Source organism: Arthrobacter sp. TmtSoilC48 (assembly GCF_059739425.1).
Genome location: NZ_AP046049.1, coordinates 546,764 through 567,953 on the forward strand (window position 1 = coordinate 546,764; position 21,190 = coordinate 567,953).

Annotated in this window: 14 protein-coding genes; 6 read left to right on the forward strand and 8 right to left on the reverse strand. The window is 60.1% G+C overall.

Going from position 1 to position 21,190, the window contains the following annotated elements; translation table 11 throughout:
* Window positions 1-230 precede the first annotated feature (230 nt).
* From AC6I97_RS02665 to purU, 3 genes are all read right to left on the reverse strand, one after another.
* A complete protein-coding gene (locus AC6I97_RS02665) occupies window positions 231-1,151 on the reverse strand; it encodes a bifunctional methylenetetrahydrofolate dehydrogenase/methenyltetrahydrofolate cyclohydrolase (RefSeq protein WP_224093935.1) in 921 nt (306 codons plus the stop codon).
* 113 nt (window positions 1,152-1,264) lie between these two features.
* A complete protein-coding gene (locus AC6I97_RS02670; RefSeq protein WP_224092633.1) occupies window positions 1,265-3,739 on the reverse strand; it encodes a GcvT family protein in 2,475 nt (824 codons plus the stop codon).
* A 55-nt stretch (window positions 3,740-3,794) separates the two neighbouring features.
* Window positions 3,795-4,658, reverse strand: coding sequence for a formyltetrahydrofolate deformylase (gene purU / locus AC6I97_RS02675; RefSeq protein ID WP_224092635.1), 864 nt, complete (start codon window positions 4,656-4,658; stop codon window positions 3,795-3,797).
* A gap of 644 nt (window positions 4,659-5,302) precedes the next feature.
* Between purU and AC6I97_RS02680 the strand changes: the two genes are divergently transcribed.
* The gene (locus AC6I97_RS02680; protein WP_224165871.1) at window positions 5,303-6,772 is read left to right on the forward strand and encodes an APC family permease; all 1,470 of its coding nucleotides are present in this window, start codon (window positions 5,303-5,305) and stop codon (window positions 6,770-6,772) included.
* Window positions 6,773-7,534: 762 nt separating this feature from the next.
* A complete protein-coding gene (locus AC6I97_RS02685) occupies window positions 7,535-8,881 on the forward strand; it encodes a flavin monoamine oxidase family protein (protein WP_224165870.1) in 1,347 nt (448 codons plus the stop codon).
* Between the two features lie 494 nt (window positions 8,882-9,375).
* Here AC6I97_RS02685 and AC6I97_RS02690 read toward each other — a convergent pair whose 3' ends face one another.
* From AC6I97_RS02690 to AC6I97_RS02710, 5 genes are all read right to left on the reverse strand, one after another.
* Window positions 9,376-9,537 (reverse strand): hypothetical protein, encoded by a 162-nt coding sequence (locus AC6I97_RS02690; RefSeq protein WP_224092664.1) that lies wholly within the window; start codon window positions 9,535-9,537, stop codon window positions 9,376-9,378.
* 737 nt (window positions 9,538-10,274) lie between these two features.
* The gene (locus AC6I97_RS02695) at window positions 10,275-11,468 is read right to left on the reverse strand and encodes an endo-1,4-beta-xylanase (RefSeq protein ID WP_224165869.1); all 1,194 of its coding nucleotides are present in this window, start codon (window positions 11,466-11,468) and stop codon (window positions 10,275-10,277) included.
* A gap of 437 nt (window positions 11,469-11,905) precedes the next feature.
* Window positions 11,906-12,142, reverse strand: a complete 237-nt coding sequence (locus tag AC6I97_RS02700) for a hypothetical protein (protein ID WP_223948826.1) — start codon at window positions 12,140-12,142, stop codon at window positions 11,906-11,908.
* Between the two features lie 171 nt (window positions 12,143-12,313).
* On the reverse strand, window positions 12,314-14,158 hold the full coding sequence (locus AC6I97_RS02705; protein WP_224165868.1) for a glycoside hydrolase family 3 protein: 1,845 nt from the start codon (window positions 14,156-14,158) through the stop codon (window positions 12,314-12,316).
* A 404-nt stretch (window positions 14,159-14,562) separates the two neighbouring features.
* Entirely contained in the window at window positions 14,563-15,219 is a 657-nt protein-coding gene (locus tag AC6I97_RS02710) for a TetR/AcrR family transcriptional regulator (RefSeq protein WP_224092673.1), read from the reverse strand.
* 159 nt (window positions 15,220-15,378) lie between these two features.
* On the opposite strand from AC6I97_RS02710, the gene AC6I97_RS02715 reads away from it, so the two are divergent.
* The 4 genes from AC6I97_RS02715 (at window position 15,379) to AC6I97_RS02730 (ending at window position 21,144) form a co-directional block, all read left to right on the forward strand.
* On the forward strand, window positions 15,379-16,716 hold the full coding sequence (locus AC6I97_RS02715) for an ABC transporter substrate-binding protein (protein WP_224165867.1): 1,338 nt from the start codon (window positions 15,379-15,381) through the stop codon (window positions 16,714-16,716).
* A gap of 5 nt (window positions 16,717-16,721) precedes the next feature.
* On the forward strand, window positions 16,722-17,657 hold the full coding sequence (locus tag AC6I97_RS02720) for a carbohydrate ABC transporter permease (protein WP_224092693.1): 936 nt from the start codon (window positions 16,722-16,724) through the stop codon (window positions 17,655-17,657).
* Entirely contained in the window at window positions 17,654-18,556 is a 903-nt protein-coding gene (locus tag AC6I97_RS02725; RefSeq protein WP_224092695.1) for a carbohydrate ABC transporter permease, read from the forward strand. The genes AC6I97_RS02720 and AC6I97_RS02725 overlap by 4 nt, the downstream gene beginning before the upstream one ends.
* 215 nt (window positions 18,557-18,771) lie before the next feature.
* The gene (locus tag AC6I97_RS02730) at window positions 18,772-21,144 is read left to right on the forward strand and encodes a glycoside hydrolase family 3 N-terminal domain-containing protein (RefSeq protein WP_497943997.1); all 2,373 of its coding nucleotides are present in this window, start codon (window positions 18,772-18,774) and stop codon (window positions 21,142-21,144) included.
* The last annotated feature ends 46 nt before the right edge of the window (window positions 21,145-21,190 follow it).

Consider the following 21,190-nt stretch of genomic DNA (forward strand, 5'->3'; position numbering starts at 1 on the left):
ACCTGCAGCGCCGGCCTTGGAACGGCCGGCGCTGCAGCGGTTTAAACGCCTCCTGTCACAGCAGCAGGCTCGGGCAGAGACGAGAGATGCCCCGCTCCCTAAGGGGCGGGGCATCTGTTGCGATGACCTCAATTTTCTTGAGCCGTCGCTGTTCGTCGTGGGCTTGCGCAGGGTTTATGTGGGTGAGCTTTGTTGCGAGCTTCGCCTGCCGACGACGAATTCCTTCTGGTTTACTGTCCGTTCGGAGTTGTTCGTGCGGCTATGTCCACGACATTGACGAGGAGCATGGCCCGGGTCATGGGACCAACACCACCGGGATTCGGTGAGTACCAGCTGGCGACCGCTTCGGCGCCGGTCTCGACATCACCTTGCAGCCTGGACTTACCGGTGGCCTCGTCAACGCTCCGAGACACTCCCACGTCCAGAACAATCACTCCTGGCTTGAGCTGGGGGGTCTTGACGATAGCGGGCACGCCCGCTGCGGCAATGACTACATCCGCGCGGGCGATCAGCCTGCCAAGGTCAGTTGAGCCCGTATGTGCCAGGGTCACAGTGGCGTTGATGGCACGACGTGTCAGCAACAGGCCCAAGGGCCGTCCGACAGTTACGCCGCGCCCGATCACGAGCACTTCCATCCCGGTCAGGGCAATGTTGTGCCGTTCGAGCAGCTCGACAATGGCGCTCGGCGTGCAGGGGAGGGGCGAATCGATGGTTTCTCCGACGTTCAGCACGAGTCGGCCCAGGTTGGTTGGGTGCAGCCCGTCGGCGTCTTTGTTGGGGGCAATCTTTTCCAGGACGGCGTTCTGGTCGATGTGTGCCGGCAAGGGAAGCTGGACGATATACCCGGTGGTGGCAGGGTCCTCATTGAGCTCTAACAGGACTGCTTCGAGGTCTTCTTGTGAAATGTCGGCAGGAAGATCCCGGCGGATGGATTCGATCCCGACCTCAGCGCAATCGCGATGCTTTCCAGCTACGTAGGAGTGGCTTGCCGGGTCGTCTCCGACCAGAACGGTGCCCAGCCCGACAGCGATGCCGGCGTCTTTGAGCGCAGCGACGCGTCCGCCCAGTTCTGCCTTGATGCTTGCTGCGGTTGCTTTGCCGTCGAGAACGCGGCCCGTGCCGCGCAGGGCAACGGATGTTTCACGTTCCATCAGATTCTCTGACAATGGTCAGTCCTTTCGTGTGGCTCATAGGGCTCCGCTGTCCGGGCCCTTGACGGGGGAGTCCGCAGCTCCCTGAGGGGAACTGCGGACTGCCTCGGGTGTCAGCCGCGCAGACGTTCACCCTTGGGGTCATAGAACGGACGGCGCGAGACGGTGGCCGGGTACAGTCGGCCCTTGCATTGGACTTCGAATGAACCGGTAAGGTCCGTTTCGGGGTCGATTGCTGCAATGCCTACCGCACGGCCAAGTGTGTGGCCGTAGCTTCCGCTGGTCATCCGGCCGACGGGAATGTTGTTGCAATAGACGGTTTCGTCGTGAACAAAGACCGGTTCGGGATCGTCGATGGCAACATACACGGTGCGATGCTCGGGTGTGGCGGGATCGAGTTTCAGCAACGCCTCTTTGCCAACGAAGCCGCCGGGTTTATCCAGGGCAACGGTGAAGCGAAGACCGGCCGAGTAGGGATCGTCAATGGGGCCGATGTCGTGTCCAAGGTGCCTGAATCCCTTTTCGCTTCGGAGCGAATCGAGGGCGTGGTATCCGGCCAGACGGATGCCCAAGTCCTGGCCGGCGTCCCAGAGGGCATCGAAAATGTTCACTGCAAGATCAGCACTGGGGTACAGCTCGTAGCCGAGTTCACCTACGAAGCTGACCCGCAGGCTGTAGGCGTAGCCGTCGGCAATTTCAACGGTCCGGCCATGGGTGTATCCCTGGGCGTCGTCGGACCAGTCCTCCGGTGAAATCCGGGAAAGCAGTTCCCGGCTTTTCGGTCCCATGACTCCGATCGTGGCCAGGGCGGCTGTGCAGTCGAACACCGAGGCGGCCCGGCCCTTGGCCAGTCGCTTCAGATAGGCAAGGGTCTTTTGCTGTGTAAAGGAGGGAGTGACAACGAGAAAGCGTTCCTCTTCGAGGCGCGTGATGGTGCCGTCGAGCTCGATTCCTGCAGAGTCGTTGAGGAACAGGGTGTAGACCGCCTTGTTCACCTCAACGTCGACGTCGGCGGTAGAGGCTTGCTGGCAAACAGCCAGCGCGTCACGCCCGGCCACCTCGAATTTCGCGAAGGGGCTCAGGTCAAAGAGCACGACTCCTTCGCGGGCGGCTTTGTGTTCCTCCTCGACGCGGGAGAACCAGCCAGGGCGGCCGTAGCTATAGTCGTAGGCCGGATACGTGCCGGGGTCTCCGTACCAGTTGGCGCGTTCCCCACCGTTGACCTCGCCAAAGCATGCTCCGAGTTCGGCCAGCCTGGAGTGCAGGGGAGTGCGGCGTACGTTCCTAGCTGTGTCCATTTGAAGGTTTGGCCAGTGCATGGCATAGAGCCGACCAAGCCCTTCCTTGGTGCGGGCTTTGAGGTACCTACGGCTGTTCTGGTGCCGGGAAAACCGCTGCACGTCTACGCTGGATGAATCGAAACGGGGCGTCCCTGAGATAATCCACTCTGCGAGTTCCTTGCCTACGCCGGGGGCATAAATGATGCCTTGGGAATTGAAACCGGCTGCGACATACAGATTCGATACCTCAGCGGTCTCTCCGAGGGCGAAATTCGCATCAGGGGTGAAACTCTCGGGAGCGTTGAGAAAGCGGTCATATCCAGCTGTCGCCAGGGCGGGCACCGTGGTTTCAGCCTTCGCCCGGATGGGAGCGAAGTGGTTCCAGTTGGCGTCGAATTCGGCAAAGCCTGCTGTGGAGATATCCTCGACCGGGCGGGGTAGCCCGTCGGGTTCAAAAGCACCTACCAGCAGCCGGCCTTGTTCATGGCGCAAATAGTAGCTGCTGTCCAGGTCCCGGAATACCGGCAGCTGCGGCGCTGCTCCATCGATCTGCCCGGTCCTGACGTGCACATGCTCGGCTGCGTACAGCGGCACGTGAACGCCAGCTGTTGCGGCCAAATCCCGGGTCCACAAGCCACAGGCGAGGACCACACGATCACAGTGGACGGCGCCCTGGTCAGTGAGGACGCCAACGATCTTGTTGTTCTCACGCAGGATCTTCTCGACCGTGACACTCTCACGGATCTGGGCGCCCAACTGATGGGCAAGCTTGGCGAAGGCTATGGTGGCGTAGCCCGGGTTGATGTGTCCGTCATCCGGCAGCAGAAGCGCACCAAGGACGCCTGCGTGGCTGGCCAACGGCCACACCTCATGGAAACGGTCTTCTGTGAGCCACTCCGTGCGGACGCCTTGCTGATCAGCTACGTCCTTGGCGTAGAGGAGTTCATCGACGCGGCCGGGCGTGCGGGCGACGCTGAGGGAACCGGACCGTTGGAAGGACACGTCAATCCCGGACATCTGCTCCAACTGGGTGTAAAACTCCAAGCCGTACTTTGAGAGCTTGGTCATTGTGGATGATCCTCGGGCGCCGGTTACGAGGCCTGCCGCGTGCCAGGAGGTGCCGCTGCCGAGAACATTGCCTTCAAGTAAGAGAATGTCGCTCTCGCCCGCAGCAGCCAGGTGATAGGCGATGCTGCTTCCTACAATCCCACCTCCCACGATGACGGTCCGGACCCGGGGCGGAAGCGGATCGCGGGAGGTCTCGGTGAAGGCTTTGGCGCTGATGGAGCGGTCGACGAGGCGGTCCATAGGAATTCTCACTTCTGTTTGATCGGTGCACCGCGAGGGGCGCAAGGGTGATTCGTTAGTTGAAAACGACAGTGCGGTTGCCGTTCAGCAGGACCCGCTGTTCGGCATGCCATTGCACGGCACGTGCCAGGGCTAGCCGTTCAGCATCTTGTCCGGTGACTGCCAGTTGCGCCGGGCTGTAGTCATGTCCAACCCGAAGCACTTCCTGCTCGATGATGGGCCCTTCATCAAGCTCGGCGGTCACGTAATGAGCCGTGGCGCCGACCAGTTTCACGCCGCGGTCGAACGCCTGGTGATAGGGCTTGGCACCCTTGAAGCCGGGAAGAAAAGAGTGATGGATGTTGATGGCCTTGCCGGCAAGTTCGCTGCAGAGGTCATCGCTGAGGACCTGCATATAACGGGCCAGGACGGTCAGATCGACCTGGTGTTCGGCGATCAAGGCAAGAAGCTTTTCTTCTGCTGCCTCTTTGGTCTCGGGTGTCACAGGGATGTGGAAGAAGGGGATACCGTGCGCTTCGGCCACGGGTTGGAGTGTTTGGTGGTTGGATGCGATGAAAGGGAAATCGACTTTGAGTTGCCCGGACCGCCACCGGAACAGCAAGTCGTTCAGGCAATGTTCAGCCTTGGAGACAAGGAGTGCGACCCGGGGCCGGTCGGCTGCGTCGGACATGGTCCAGTTCATGCCGAACTTGTCCGCCGTCGTCTGGAAGGCTGCCTTCAGCTCACCAACGGCGACCTCGGAAGGGTAGGTAGCTTGGACGCGCATGAAGAACCGTTTGATCGACGAGTCATCGAACTGCTGGCTGGCGAGAATGTTGCAACCGTGTTCGACCAGGAAGCCTGAGACGGCGTGGACGATGCCCACGGTGTCTTGGCAGCTGAGGGAAAGAATCACTTCGCGGGTGGTGACGTGCTCCACAGTACTCCTAGAGGATTTCGGTGCGCGGCCTGGGCGGCCAGGAAGCGCCCTCGGGTAATTGACAAGAGAGCATCGGATAGACAAGCCATATCCGGTAGCTGAACAGACTCGAACTTACGCGAGCAAGACCACTGCAGCCATGCTGAAAATGCCACAAAAGATAATCCTTTTCATATCAATGCCGGATCCGTCGATTTTGTGGTGGGGGTGAGCCCGTGGCAAAGAAATGTTGGAGCCATCCAGCCTCGACACCCGAGCCCATCACTCTGGGATCGTTCCCATGTCCCAGCGCCGAAGTCCCAAACCCGTGGCCTGAACCAGGCCTGCCGCAACGCACGGCTAGCTTTAGACATCCGTATGAAAAAAATCAAAGATATGTAACTTGCCACTATTGGTCTGCTGTAGGTCAGGTGGTTTTCTTGATGTAAGAAATGAGACCCAGCGCACATTCGATCAGCCGGTACACCACTAACGGCGCCGGTGCCGACCTAGAGAACACGAGCATCAGCTGATCCTGAGGAGCGTACGGGTAGGCAGCGCACACAACATGTCGAGACGCAGCCCGGCCAGCCATGCCGGCATCGACTGCATTCCCTCCGCAGCAAGGCCCGGCTTACCCCGGCCATAATTTTTGGAGCATAGAAATGACAACTGTGAATGAACAGAAAGAAATCCCTGAATCGCCGCCTGAGGGAGTGGCGACGAAACGGCTTACCGGCAATCTGACAACATCGGGGATTGTCTTCACCGTCCTGGCCTTCAATGCGCCTCTTACTGTCTTCGTGGGCCTGATACCCTTCATCATCGGCTCCGGGAATCAACTCGGAACCCCCGTCACATACTTGGCGGCGTGCGCGTTAGTGCTTTGCTTCGCTGTCGGATTCACGAGCATGGGCAGGCGCCTGTCCAATCCAGGTGCGTTCTACGCATATATCACTGCAGGACTCGGCAAACCGCTCGGACTCGGCGCATCGTTCCTGGCCCTTCTGGCTTACTTCTTTTTCCTCGCAGGCGCGTTCGCATTTGGTGGCGTATCCCTGGAGTCGTTGGTCACAGACGTGTTCTCAGGACCTGACATCCAATGGTGGGTGTACACCTTCGTCTTGATCGCCATCGTCGGAGTGCTCGGTTACGTTGAAATCTCCCTCTCGGCCAAAATATTGACCGTCTTCATGATCTTCGAAGTTGTCATCATCGTTGCCTTCGACGTGGCTTCGTTCGTCAATGGCGGGCCCGAGGGTGTGAGCGCTGCGCCTTTCCTGCCGTCGAACATTTTCTCCGGAAACGTGGGCCTGGCTGCTCTGCTGGGCGTCATGTGTTACGCCGGTTTTGAGGCTACGGCAGTCTTCCGCGAAGAGGCGCGCAATCCAGAACGTACGATCCCGCGGGCAACTTACATCTCCATCTTGTCCATGGGATCCATGTATGCGATCAGTGCCTGGGCCCTTATCACCGGAGTGGGGGCAAGCAGCGTCGTTGCCGCATCTGCAGAAGACCCGAGCGGAACCGCCACCGGGGCCGTCGCACTTTACCTTGGCAAGATCGCCTTCGATGTCGTCCTGGCCCTGGTGTGCACCAGCATTTTCGCGGCCATGATTGCCACGCACAATATCAGTGCCAGGTACATGTACTCCCTGAGCATGGACCACGTGTTCCATGCATCTCTACGGAGGATCCACGTGAAGCATGGTTCCCCCCATGTGGCCTCACTTGCCACGAGTCTTGTCGCTCTGGTCTTCATCGCGGTACTGGCAATTGCCGGAGTAGATGGAACGTCCTTGTTCGGCATTCTCGAAGGGATCGCTGCTTATCCGCTGATCCTCCTGATGCTTCTCACCAGCGTTGCTGTCATCGTCTACTTCCGCCGGAATCCGCAGTATCAGGTGGGGGTATGGAGGAGCTTGCTGGCCCCAGGTCTGGCCGCTATCGGGTTTGCCGTGGTGGCCGTGATCGGTACGCAGAACATAGCCCTTTTGATCGGGGGCAATGAGGTCCTGGCCGGCATACTTCTGACGTTGTTCTATGGTTCGCTCATAGCAGGTATCGCTCTCGCTCTGATCTATCGCAGAAAGAACCCCGGGGTCTACGCCCGAATCGGCCGGCAGGGAGCCTAACCCGGCCAGCTGCCCCTCGAGGCCTCTCAAATCGACGAACACCTCCCGCTGAAGGGCCAGTGTCGACGCGCAAGCGTTTGCCTGGCCCTCAGTCATGCGCAGGTACAAGAAATCAGCCAACCAGACGTGCCCCAAAAGGCTCCTGTCACGGATGCAGCCCTCATAGAAGAGCATGTCGATACTCGTCCCGCGTTTCCACGTCGACAAGGGCCAAAGTTGTCACATCGTATGACCGCGCCTCACTGAGTACGGTGGATCAGAAAGCCACCGTGGACCCAACTGCGAATAACTTGTTACACATGCCGGATATGGCACTGAAATTCTTGCAAACGTACTATTCGGAGGGTCCTCGCTTAGGCGTAAGGTGAATCACATTAAGAGCTACTGAAGGAGATCACTGATGGATGGGTGTGGGCCACGCTGGTTCCTTGGCCCTGCCCCGCGAGAGATCGAAGTCGGCGTGCGGAAACACGTGAAGTTCGGTCATAGATAGTTCAGTCTATGTGTACCTGTTTCGCGAAGATGCAGCGAACTACTAGCCAGCACGCCGCTGCAGCAAGGCTGTCGCAGATCGGCCAAACGGCAGACGGACTTAACTATGAGTGTTTGCCAACTATGAACCCAAGAGTTGAGGCCATCTGTGGTCTCAAAACCATCAGCCGGGACCCCGCCAGCCTGCCACGTCCGATTAACAATCGCCGTGAACAGTCTGTTGACGGGCTGGCTCGTCGCTGAAGTAACAACAAAGAGGAGATGACCAAAATGGAGTCATTTGATGTCGTTGTCGTTGGATGTGGATTCGCTGGTGCAATCGCAGCCCGCGAATCAAGGGCTGACGGGAAGTCCGTGCTTGTGCTCGAAGGCCGCGAACGCCTCGGCGGACGCACCTGGTACAGGAAGTTCCAGGGAACAGACCAGGGAGTTGAAATCGGCGGCACCTGGATTGCCCCCGACCAGCAGAAGTTCGTACAGGCGGAGCTGGAACGCTATAAGGTCCAGACGTTCCAAAGCCCCGTGGCATCAAACTTTGGCTGGGGCCTCAACGGTGAGATGCTGAACACGGCCTTCCCCATCCCAGCCGACGAATGGGCCGCGCTCGAGCACGCCATCGTGCAGATCGACAAGGACGCAGACCGCATCCGCTTTTATGAAGCACCCCTTGGGCAACCAGGTTTGGAAGACCTGGACATACCGTTCTCGGCTTACGTTGATGCCCTCAACGTCCCGGCCAAGACACGCGACTTCCTTCTGGCCTGGCCCACCTTCTACTTCGGCGCCTACCCTCAAGAGCTCTCCGCCCTTCACGTCATCTCCTGGGTGAGCGGCTTCGGAAGCTCCGTGGGCTGGTACACCCTGCTGACTGACAAATTCGTCGGGGGAACGAAGAGTCTTATCGAACACATCCTCGCCGAAGCTGAAACCGAGGTGCGCTACGACACGGCTGTGGCATCGATCGCGGATGAGGGTGCGCAAGTACGAGTCGTTACCCGGGACGGCCAGACGATCCTCGCCAGGTCCATCATCGTAACCGCCCCCGTCAACACCTGGGAACGAATCAACTTCGTCCCCGAACTCCCCCACGCGCACCGTGCCATGGCCACCGAAAAGCAAGCAGGACAGTCCGTGAAAGTCTGGGCACTTGTGCCCAAGTTGGAAAACGACTTCTACGGCATCGGCATCGACACCACATTCAAATGGATTGCATCGGAATACACAACCGAAGACGGGACCTACCTTTGCTGCTTCGCCAGCGCCGAAGCTGACATTGATGCAACGGACCTGGACGCCGTTACCAATGCCGTACGCCAATTCCTCCCCGAAGCAACCGTCCTCGCGGTGGACTCGCACGACTGGAACAAAGACGAATTCTCTTTGGGAACGTGGATGGCGTACCGGCCAGGCCAAGTCATGAAGTACTCCAACCATCTTCAAGTACCCCACGGGCGCGTTCACTTCGCCAATTCAGACTTGGCCTCCGGCTGGGCCGGGTGGATTGACGGTGCAATAGAATCCGCATTCACGGCAGCAAATGCGTCGAACCTCATGCTGGCCTCCGAGCGCATGCACATTCCCAATCCTCCGAAGCAGGCGAAAGTATCAACCCTGTAGGGCAGACCAGTGACGGGAATGCCAGCACTAGCCCTCTTCCGCTGCGGCTCCCATTGGAAAGAGTACCCGGATCGTATCTCGACAGGTCCGGGCGATCTTCCCCGGCTGGCATCCTGCACTGCGAAGTCGTTAGCTCCCCAGCAAAGCCATGCGCAGGCTGAACTGAACCACTTACGGTTCCGTGGGGCGAGTGTTTCAAGCCAACATTCGCCCCACCAACCATCGCCAAGGCGCTCCACGCCGTAGCGACAATTAGCACTACTGACGGTCACCGAATGCAGGGATGACTTAGAGAGAACTCATCCCATTTTACGAACATTCTGCGATTCTTAGCCATTAGGCCGCACGAAGCTCCCGAGGAAGTCGATGTGGTCGACGTCGAGACCAGCCGGTCCAGCGCGGTCGAACGAGCGCGGCAACGATGGTGGTCCGGAAGGCTGAACAACCCGACCATTGGGCGGCAGGATCGTCCCGGACGCCGTCATCGACCACTGCTATCTGAGAGGGGCGGAGTCCGACTGCGCCGCCAACGCGCTGAAACTCGCCCAACTGGCCGCTGAGGCCGTCGGGCGCGGGACCTGCGACGGTTCGACGTCGATCAGGCCACCGGCGAAGTGCACTCCAGTACCGTCACCAACCTCGAATAGAACAGTCACGGTGCCGACGCTTGCGTCAGAATCGAACTGAATTCGGTTTCCCGGACGGCCGCTCATCATCTTCTTCCATCTCATCCCGACAGTCGAATGGTAAGAAAATGAGATGGAGCAGGGCCCGCGAACAGGGAAGTAGCCCAAAGAACACGGACTTGATGAGTCCACTTCGAGCCGTTCGGTAGGCATGCACACATCCTGACTGGTCGGACCCCTGATAAATATGAGAGTCTCGCCGCTAGCCAAGTCCGCCCCACGTCAGACCACCTTGACGTCAGTTTGGGGTGTAAATAACCAAGGCGGGGGCTTCTGGCCAAGACGCTTCCTCTGATACTTATGCTTTGGCCGCGGCACGGGACTGTGTGCATAGCGCGGGGCTGAAGCTCGGAGAGTCCGGAGAACCGTCGTCGCACCTCTCCAACCTGCGCGTTACCAGGGTGAGCCCGGCGTGAGTCCTACCCGGGCCGGAGAGCGTCATTGGGTGGCGGCGGACGGATTCCAATTTCCTGGCGACGGCGTGGGTTCCCAGCGTCGACTAGACCCTAGCTCCCATTTCGCTGCCGGCCGACTCGACTGAAGGCTTACTACTACGAGGGGATGAGATTTCCCGGGCGCCATCACCCCTTGGATGCTCTACCGCTGTGCAGGAAGGACACTCGTTGTGGTGCGTTAGTGCGACCACGCACCACAACGGGTGTCACCGGGCGGCCGGTGCACAATCAGCTGCCGCGTCCATTTTGGGACTACAGTTGCAAGTCGCTGGTGTTGGAGGGTTTGCTGACAGGCTGCTTGGGTAGTTTGCCGAGCGGGTACTTGAGTGGTTCCGTCTTCTCCACGTAGTTCCGCAGGGCATCACGAACGGCGAAGTACGCCGGCTTGGGGTTGTAGTTCTCGTCGAACAGGCACGGTTTCGCTCCCGGGAGCCATGTGTAGAGGTGCTTGTCCGTGAAGCCCCAGACGCTGATTTCCTTGATGCCGGCGTTGAGCGCCTCAGTGACGATGTTGCCGTAGATCTTTGCTTGGGAGACGGGGTCGTATGTGTGCACGTCCAGTTCCGCGATGGAGACTTCGAGTCGCAGGCCGTGGAAGAAGTTGGTCATCTCGGTGATGGCTCCGGGCGGAGGCCCCTGGAGTGTTTCGTGCATCTGCAAGGCCACGCCGTTGATCGGCACCCCGTCGGCAACGAGACCGGAAACGAGGTCGTACAGTTCCTGCCGCTTCCCTGGGAGTGATTCCACAAGGTTTTCGTTCAGGAACAGCTTGGCCTTCGGGTCCGCATCATGGGCGATCCGGAACGCGTCTGCGATGTAGCCTGGGCCGAGGGCGTTGTAGAAGTCGTTGTGCTGAAGGCCCCCACCCATCGTCTCCAGCGCCTCGGTTACGACGTCCCAGCGGTCCATCTTGTTCTTGTAGCGCTTCATGATCGTATTGAAGTGATTGACCATGGCGGCGCGGAACGCGACAGGGTCATTGACCTTAGATACAAGGTAATCGGGGTTGCAGCAACCCGAGATCAGGCCGTGGCCCTTGACCTGCATGTCGTTCGCTTTACCGAAGGCTGCCAGTCGGTCCAGGCCCTCGAAGTCGAAGATGCCCTCTTGCGGCTCAACGAATTGCCACTTCAGGTCGTTCTCGGGGGACAGGCTGTTGAACTGCTCGGCCAGCACCTCCGCGAACTGAGGTTCTGCCAGGTAGTTCGAGGGCCGGCCATCGGCCGTTGATGTCATGCCCTTGATTGAACCGGATCCGATGATGAGGCCAGCCTTCGCGGCCTCCTCCCGGAGCGAGCCGATGCCACCCTCGGCCCCCACTGCGGGAAGCGCGTCTGAGGTTGGGCTTGGCGTCGTCGTGGCGGTTGCAGCCTGGCTGGCGAATGCCGACATCGTCAGGCCAAGACTGACCGTGGCGAGCATGGCTAGAGTTTTTCGCGTCTTCATTGGGGCGAATTCCTTCGAGTAAGTGACTGCCAACAGCGCGTTCGGCCGCAAGGTGACTGCTCGAAATACGAGCCAGCTTCCGGTGCGCTGGGATGGTTTCTGACCCCGGGTGGGGGCAGCCGTGCCATTCCGCCGCGGCCGGGTAAGGCGGCGGCAGCGAGTTCTGCTTCGGTGGTGAAAAGGTAACCCGAAATTGTGACGGGTGCAACAATTTCTTTTGTTTGCTTGCCTGCGCACGTTGATTTGAAGCGCTGAAGACATGCGTGGGGTTCTTGCGCAGGGCGCGGGGGTCAGAGGCCCCGATCCGGAGGAAGAGGCCCCTGATCTGCCTCCCGAGGTTCAGCGCGGAACCTGTGAACCCGCCATTGTCTGTGTCGTCGGGGTCGGCGCAGTCGTGTTCCGGACGTGCTTTCCGGGTATGCCGATTGCCTTGGGGTCTATCTACTGGCGTCGTCGTGTCGCTGGCGGATCAACCCGAAGGGGACAGCGGGATGAGCACGCACGATATATCTGCCCGTCTCGATCCGTGTCACGAGGATCCCTATCCGGTGCTTGCGTGCGGCCTTCTGCACGACGGATATCGCCTCTTCCAGAGCGTTATCCACCTCAGAGGCGTCCTTGACCTGTACCTCCAGCATGCCGGGCTGTTCCAGCTCTCCGGTCGTGATTTCCATGTGTTCCTTTCACCGCACCGAGTGCGGCGGTGCGAGGCGAAGCGAGGGGCGCTACGGCGGACGCATGCCAAGCTCGATGCAGCATCCAGCAGTTGCAGGGGAGCCGGGGTCAAGAGCCCTTGGACTGGTGGGGCGTCGGGATGAACGGGTGGGTGGCCCCGAGGGAGCCGTTTACAGAAGTGCTTTGTGTCCGGCCGGGTAAAGACATTTATCGGCTGCGAGGCCAGTGTCCGGAGCGACGGTCCGGACGTCATTCATTGCCATTGGCAGTGCGATTGGCAGCCGTCCGACTGGTGTGATTTCGCCACTGAGGACCCGCGATAGTGCAGAATCGGATACTCCAAAACTGGCCGTGAGCGCGGATGTGATCGTTGAGATCGGGGTAAGGATGGCGCCACGGTCAAGGGCGACATCCACGATCAGGGGTATGCGGGAGGATATCGCGTTCAGTCGGTAGATGAGGCCGGGCCGGAATTCAAGCCCTCCCTGGTGAAAGAATGATTCGAGGAAAAGGTCGTCTCTGGCGTCGAATGGTGCGGCGATTCTGATAATTGCTAGATCTGCTTCCTCCGGCGTGGGGACGATGGTTCCGAGCGTGCCGGCTATGGCGGGATCGATTCCCTCTATGTAGAGACGTTGGCCCGGCGCAACGGGAAGGGTCGGTTCAGTTCCGTGGAGCTTGTTCTCGAGGACACAAACGGAGCGTGATTGCGCCAGCTCGCCCGCGGCACGGTGTTGCGGGCTGCCAACGACGCGGGCCGCTGTATCTTCGTCGACGAAGGGGTTGTCGAAAAGCCCAAGCCGGAACTTCACCAGCAGCAGTCGTCGAGCCGAAGCGTCGATCCGGGATTCCGCGACGAGACCTTCATCGACCAGGCTGCGGAGGATTTCGACGCATTCTTCGCCGCCGAACTGGTCCGCTCCTGCTTCAAGGATTTTCAACATGCGGCCCCGGGCGTCGAGGTGTTCTACTCCCCAGGCCCGGGCGGGTAGGACCTGGTCGCCAATAACGTTGTCGTTGACGAGTTCCCAGTCCGTCACAATGACACCTTCAAAGCCGAGGTCCTCGCGCAGGAGTTCCTGAAGTATCTGGCGGTTGTAGCCGAAACCTACTTCTTCCACCGGTTGTCCGTTTATTTCAAGACCCACCGGCATCCCGTAGTACGGCATGATGGCCGCGGTGTCATGCTCGATGGCAGTCCTAAAAGGTGCCAGATGGTCTTCGAATCGGCCGCCCGGGTACACCTGTTCGCGACCGTAGGGGAAGTGGGCGTCCTCGCCGTCCTTTTGCGGTCCCCCGCCCGGGAAGTGTTTAGTCGTGCAGGACACGCTGCCGGGACCGAGCGTGGCGCCTTGGAAGCCGTCCAGGTAGGCGGCCGTATGGGCTATGACCCGATCGAGGCGGGAACCGAAAGTTTGCAGTTGCCGCCCCCATCGGGGCTCGGTGGCTAAGTCGATTTGCGGGTGAAGCGCAGCACGGATTCCGACCGCAGTGTATTCGGCACGGGCGATCTCGGCGAAATGGCGGGTGGTTTCAGGTTCATCGATCGCGGCCAGGCCCAGCCCTTCCGGCCATTGCGAAAACGGGCCTGCGGAAAATCCGACGCCGACGTTTTCGGCGAATGCGTGGCGAGGGTCCGTGGAGATTGTGACGGGAATTCCGTGAGGCGTTTGAGCTGCGAGTTTTTGCAGGGCGTTGTTCCACCGGGCGGCTTCGCGTGCGTCGTCGAGTCCGTGGACATTGAAGTGGGTCATGTTCTTCGCCAGAACCACTACCGAGGTTGGTGATTTGCTGATGTGCCCGGCTGTCTCCAGCAAGGAGCCGCCTGGTCCTGATTCGATGACGGTCTGAAACATGAGGCCGATTTTTTCGTCTAACGAGAGCCGGTTGAGAAGGTCTTCGGTGCGCTCTTCGGGTGTTCTCCGCGGGTCCTCAAAGGGGTCCATGATCCCGTTCCCGTTCAGGTCGCGGTACTGGATTCCGTCAGGTGTTGTTGCCAGATTTAGGTGGGTCATGTGGATCCTCTCCTGGATGGGCGGTTTTATTTTTCGTTTCGGCGAAGACGCGCCGAACCCCGAGATCGGAGCGAGTTATTGTGCTTTTAGTGAGAAGGCGAGGGCACGTCCGGCAGTGTCTTTGCCGTAGCGATCGTGGAAATGGACTTCACTACCCGTCCCGCAGCGAACTCACCACTACCCCTGCGAGCCGTGCGGGCGATCCACACGCACGCTGCCCGGTTCCGGCCCGCTCATGGAAGGATCTCCTCGTTGAGGGGTCACGATGTCGTCGCGACAGCACAAGCGACAGCGCCCACCTTACGACGAAATTTGAACGACTGCTACATTTTTCGGAGTTATGGTTCCGCTAAGGCCGCACTAACCACGCGGCACTGGAGCGGGGGAAAGAAGGATCGGGCAGATTACCGGGCGGCAGATCGGTTCGGAACGCCAGGGAGATCCTTCACCGATTCCGGAAGGGCCCATTCAAAGAATGCCCTCATAGACCTGGTCATATCGGCGGTCGGGTCGATCAGCCATTGCAGCTGTATGCCGTCCCAGGTACCTATGAGCAGGCGGCTAAGGGTGTGGGGGTCTCGGGTTGGGCTGATTCGGCCTGCGGCCTGGTCGTAGGTGAAGGCGGCCGAAAGTTCTTCCGTTTTGCGCCGGTAGCGGGCGACGAACCAGTCATGCGCGGGATGCGTGGGGGTGGAGGATTCCGCTGCCAGGATGGCGAAGAGGCGCAGCAGTTCGGGCCGCTCGATGCTTGACTCCACCCGCTCCAGTGTGGCGGACGCGACCCCGCGTTCGGCGCAAGCGGCGTCGAAGTCGAACTCTTCGTTGCCGGGAGTGGTCCTGTCGGCCCGCTCGAGCACGGCCTCGAGAAGCTCGTACTTGGACCCGAAGTGGTGGACGATGCTGGTCAGGCTGAGGTCGAGGGAGCGCGCGATGTCCCGCAATGAGCCGCCGTGGTAGCCGTGTGTTGCGAACACAGTGGCGGCGGCATCGAGGATGTCACTCGATCGCTGCGCCGATTTTGCGTACGGACCCCGGGCGCCGGGGCTCTTCTGTTCACTCATGCTAGTGACCTTACTAACTATAGCCCGGCGCCTTGGGCAACACCGGCCCTTTGAAACTGCTTGAATAAAATTGTAGCAACTGTTTCGTTTTCGTGTAATGATGATCACGATCACCACGGCGACCCAGTTCCGGGCGCCCCATGTCACAAGGAGGTAGACATGCCTACACCAGCAGCAACACTCAAGCGGCGTACCTTTGTCGCGGGCTCGTTCATTGCAGCAACAGCCCTACTTGCCGGGTGCACCGCCGGCGGCGGTGGCGCCAGCAGCCCGTCGGGGGAGACCACTTTGACCGTCATGGTCGGAGCCAAGGATCTCAGCGCGGAACAGGTTGCCGAGTTCGAGAAGAACAACCCTGGCATCAAGATCAACCAGGTTCTGTTCGATGCGACCCGGCTGAACACCATGCTTGCTTCGGGCAACCCGCCCGACATTACTGTTGGCGCCGCCGTCGGCAGCGCCAACTTCAACGCGCGGGGATTGGCTACGGACCTCACCCCATACCTGAAGAAGAGTGATGTGCTGAAGGAAGACGACCTTCAGCCCGTCAACAACAGCTTCCGCTGGAACGGCACCAAGAGCGGCGAAGGTCCCCTATACGGCGTCGTCAAAGACTGGAGCCAGGACTCGACACTCTGGTACAACACCGCCCTTTTCGACAAAGCCGGCGTCCCCTACCTGAGTGACACCGAGGCAACCAGCTACGACAACCTCCTGGAAATCGCCAAAAAGCTCACTGTCACCGAGGGCACAACAACGAGGACCTTCGGACTGGGCGTCGAATGGGACTGGTCCCTCTCCCAGCCCATGTCGGCGATGGTAATGCAGCAAGGTGGGCAGCTGTACAACGAAGACCTGACCAAGATCGACTTCACCTCGGCCGCCGCCAAGCGCGCCTTCCAGTGGTACGTCGATTTCGGGAAATCAGGGGTGGGCCCGACGTCCCTGAACCCGCTTCCGGACGGCTCTGACTACTCGACCTTCGCCGCACAGCGCATGGCGATCAGTCAGGATGGCTATTGGTATGGCGGCAACTTCGCCGCCCCCGATGCGCTGAAGACTGTCCGAATGGCTCCTTCACCTGTAATGGGAGACACCCGTGTCGCGCCGACGTTCTCCGGGCAGGGTTGGTGGATCCCGGAGAAGGCGAAGAACAAGGATGCAGCTTTCAAGCTCATGGAGTATTACATGGCCGGCACGCCGGCCAAGGAGCGTGCCGCGAGTGGTTGGGGCCTTCCGGGGCTGAAGTCGCTGAGCGATAAGTTGCCGCAGGATCTTCCATTCCAGAAGCAGGCGTACCAGGTCGCGCAGAATGAACTGCAGTATGCGAAGCCCTTGCCCGACTCGCCTTACATCTCGACAGATCTCTTGAACGCCACGATCAAGACGTACCTTGAGAAATCAATCAAGGGTGAACTGAGCGTAGACCAGGCATGCTCGGCGCTCACTGATGACTTGAACAAAGCCCTCGCGCAGGGCAAGAAGCAGATCGGCTAACAGTTATGGCACGCAAGTGGTCCCGCTACCCCAAGAAAGCGTTCTACGCATTCGTCGGGCCTTGGGTAATAGGTTTCGTGCTGCTGACGGCGTTGCCCATGGTGTTCGGGCTGCTTGTGAGCCTTACCAACTTCGACGGCAGCTCTCCGCGCTTCAAGTGGGTTGGCCTGGATAACTACGTTGAACTGTTCAGTGACGGCGAGGCGTGGATGGCGCTGCTGAGGACGCTGCTGTTCACTGCCATCGTTGTCCCGCTGACCATCGGCGGATCTCTTGGCCTGGCGATGATCATCAACCGGCGGCTGAGGGCATTGGGACTGTGGAGGACTCTGTTCTTTCTGCCCTCAGTCGTCCCGGTTGTCGCCATGGCAATCATGTGGAAGCTTGTCTTCAACAGGGATTCAGGAATCCTCAACGCCATCCTGGGGGTCGTCGGCATCCAGCCGATCGCGTGGCTTCTGGACCCTACCGCCTTCTACGCTCTGGTGATCCTGATGCTCTGGGGTCTGGGCGCAGGCATGATCATCATGCTCGCCGCTCTTCAGGGCGTTCCGGCCGAGCTCGAGGAAGCGGCCACCATCGACGGCGCGGGACGATGGTCTGTCTTCCGGCACGTGACAGTACCGATGATTTCGCCCATCCTCTTCTTCCAGGTGATCACGGGCGTGATCGCGGCGTTGCAGGTCTTCATCCAGCCCCTGCTCCTGACCAGCTCGGCCGGTATCTCGAAGGTCAGTGGGGTGCCGGACAGCAACAACCTGTACATGGTGCAGGTCTACAAGGAGTTCTTCCTCAGCAACCGTTTCGGCTACGGATCGGCAATGCTGTGGGTGTTCTTCCTCATCATCCTCGGTCTGACGTTGCTCTTCCTGCGCTCGAGCCAGTCATGGGTGTACTACGAAGTCGACACGGAAGCCGAGAAAGAAGGAGCAACCCGATGACCACGACTGAGCGTGAAACACCCGCCGGGCTGGCACCCGAGGCCAAACATATCCGGAAAGCCGAAAAGGTCCGGAAGGACAAGCGGCCCCCGGCGATCCTCTACATTTTGATCCTGCTCCTGTCGGTGTTCTTTATCGGCCCATTCCTGTGGCTGATACTTGCGGCGCTGAAGACACCCGCTGAATGGGCCTCGTTTCCGATCCAGGTCCTGCCTGATAAGGCGCAATGGAACAACTTCGTCGAGGCCGTTACCCAAATGGACTTTGTGGCCTACACGGCCAACTCTTTATTCCTCGCGACAACGTATTCGGTGCTGATAACCATATCGAGCGCTACGGTCGGCTTCGGTTTCGCCCGGCTAAGGGCCCCCGGAAAAAAGGCCCTGTTCCTGGTTCTGCTCTCAACCATGATGATCCCGCAGATTCTGACGCTGCTGCCAACGTACGTTCTCTTCTCGCAAATCGGGCTGGTGAACACCTACTGGCCCTGGATTTTGTGGGGGCTGGCCGCATCACCGTATATGGTGTTCCTCTTCCGCCAGTTCTTCTCGTCGCTCCCGCGCGAACTCGAAGACGCGGCAATTATGGATGGTGCCGGCTGGCTGAGAATCTTCGTCCAGATCTTCCTTCCCCTCTCCCGCCCGGTGCTGATTACCTCGTTCCTTTTGTCGTTCACGTGGACCTGGGGCGATTACATTGGACCCGCACTGTTGTTGGACACGGACCACACGACCCTCGCGGTGGCCATTACCGCGTGGTACCAGGACCCTAACGGGAACACCATTCCCACCGTGCAGGCCGCTGCTGCCGTGCTGTACATCCTGCCCGTGCTGTCGATCTTCTTCTTCGCCCAGCGCTACTTCATCCGCTCCACCGTCTCCTCCGGAGTCAAGGGCTGAAGTCCGGGCCAAGTAGATACGTCGGCGGCCGGTAGCGACTCCTCCCCGACGTTGGCAACCGGCCCGGCCGCCACACCACACCACACCACACCAGTAGATGCCTCGGGCTGATCAACGTCCAAGCGAGAGGCCACCTCGGTGAGCCACACAGCAAGAAACTTTAGGAGCAATACGTGGAGGAAGCGCGCTTTCGGGCCGTTGATCTGATCAAACGAATGACAATCTCGGAGAAGGTTGCACAACTCACCTCTCTGGTGCCGACGATGCTGTTCGACGCAGATGGCATTCGCCCCGGAATCGCCGCCACCAAGCTCGGTGATGGGATCGGGTACGTGGAACCCCATATGGGGGGATTCCCGCGGACTGCTGCCGAGGTCGCGCGGCTCAATAATGAGGTTCAGCGATACCTGGTAGAGAATACCCGTCTGGGGATTCCCGCCATCATGCACGTCGAGGCACTGAATGGTGTCAACGCACCGTCATTTACCTCGTTCCCCACAGGGATCGGCCTTGCGGCGACGTGGGATCCAGAAGGGGTCGGTGAGATGGCCGCCCTGACACGCCGGCAGATGCGCTCGGTTGGTTTCCACCACGCGCTTTCGCCGGTCCTTGACGTTGCAAGAGATGCAAGGTGGGGGCGAGTACACGAGACGTATGGCGAGGATCCCTACCTCGTGAGCGCTTTTGGAGTCTCGTTCATCCGCAATCTGCGTGGAGCGTCGCTGAAGGATGGGGTGATTGCCACTGGCAAGCATTTCCTTGGTTACGCGATGAGTGACGCAGGGCTAAACATGGCGTCCGTGACCCTAGGCGAGCGAGAGCTCCGGGAGGTTTATGCGCGTCCGTTCGCTGCCGCCATCACACTGGCCGGCCTGGATTCGGTCATGAATTCCCTCTCCGATTGGGATGGCGTGCCCGCTGCCGCTGACTCGCGGATATTCCGCCACCTGTTGCGGGACGAACTGGGCTTCGACGGGACAGTGGTCTCCGACTGGGGATCAATCGAGAACCTGGTCGTCCACCACCGGGCCGCCAGCAATGCGCGCGAAGCAGCGGTGCTGGGACTTCGCGCTGGCATTGACGTAGAGTTACCGGCTCCCTTCGGGTACGGGGAAGCCCTTATCTCCGCCATCCAGGACGGGGAGATCAGTGAGGCACTTGTAGATGAGGCGGTCTTGCGGGTCCTCACTCACAAGTTCGAGCTCGGCTTGTTCGAGAATCCGTATGTGTCCACCGATCAGGTCACGGTGATGTCAATTGCCAAGGAGGGCCGCGAGCTCTCGTCGCGGCTGGCGCACGAGTCGGTCACGCTGTTAAAGAACGACGGTGTCCTGCCCCTCGGCAATGCACAACGCATAGCCATCATTGGTCCTCACGCCGATGCGGTGGGTACCGCATTTGCACCATATACGTTTCCCGCATTCATCGCCCTGACCCGCGCTCTGCGCAGTGGAGTGGCCAGCTCCATGGTCGGAGTGGATGAAGGTACGTTCCAGCCCGATAACTCCTACGTTGAAGGCGAGATCGGCGATCTCCTGTCAATGGGCGAGGACGAATACGCACGAGTCCAGTACGACGCCGCGTCGCTCAGCGAGGCCCTGCGGACCGCACTGCCGAATGCGACGGTAGTGGTTTCCGAAGGTTGCGACGTTGACGGCGGCATCGACAAAATCCCGGCCGCGGTTGACGCGGCGCGCGGCGCAGATGTCATTATCCTGGCGCTCGGCGGACTGGCCCGCTGGTTCTTCGCCGAGCGCACCGAAGGCGAAGGCGCAGACACCTCCGATCTGCGACTTCCTGAATCACAGCGCAAACTCGTCGATGCGCTCCATACCCTGGACACACCGATGGTGGGCGTACTCTTCTCAGGCAGGCCCCTCGCGCTGGGCGTCATCGAACCAAAACTGAACGCGCTCGTACTCGGATACTATGGCTCCGAATTCGGCCCCCGCGCCGTCACGGACGTTCTCACTGGCGCCAGCGAGCCGCAAGGACGACTCCCGTACACCATGCCCCGATCAAGCGGTCAGGTACCAATCCACTCCAGCCAACGATTCGGCAGCGGCTACCGCCGCCGCGAAGGCGACGACCATGGCGGATATGTCGATGAGGCCGCCACACCACTGTTTCCGTTCGGGCACGGTCTCACCTACACCCGCTTCACGTACTCAGCACTGGCCCTCAGCACGCCATCAGTCGCCACGGACGGAGAGGTCGAAGTGACGGTCACGGTGATCAACAGCGGCAGCCGCACCGGCACCGAAGTGGTCCAGCTGTACGTCGAGGACGAAGCACTCGGAATCTCACGACCTGCGCTTCAACTTGCCGGCTTCCAGCGCATCACGCTGGAGCCTAGCCAGGAAGCAACACTGGTCTTCACCCTGCAGCTGGCGCTCCTGGCCTACCTCTCGCTTGAAGGCAGGTGGATCGTTGAGCCAGGCCCAATGTCCATTTCAGTCGGCGCGTCTTCGGACGACCGCCCACTGCGCACTCTGCTGGACGTTACCGGCGGAACTGCGGACGTGACGGACAGCAGGGCATACCTGACTGAATCAAAGTCTCTGACCCTCACCGCGGATTTGCCATGAACCAGCCGCTGCCGCGGAACCAACGCGGTCACGCGACCGACGCGAA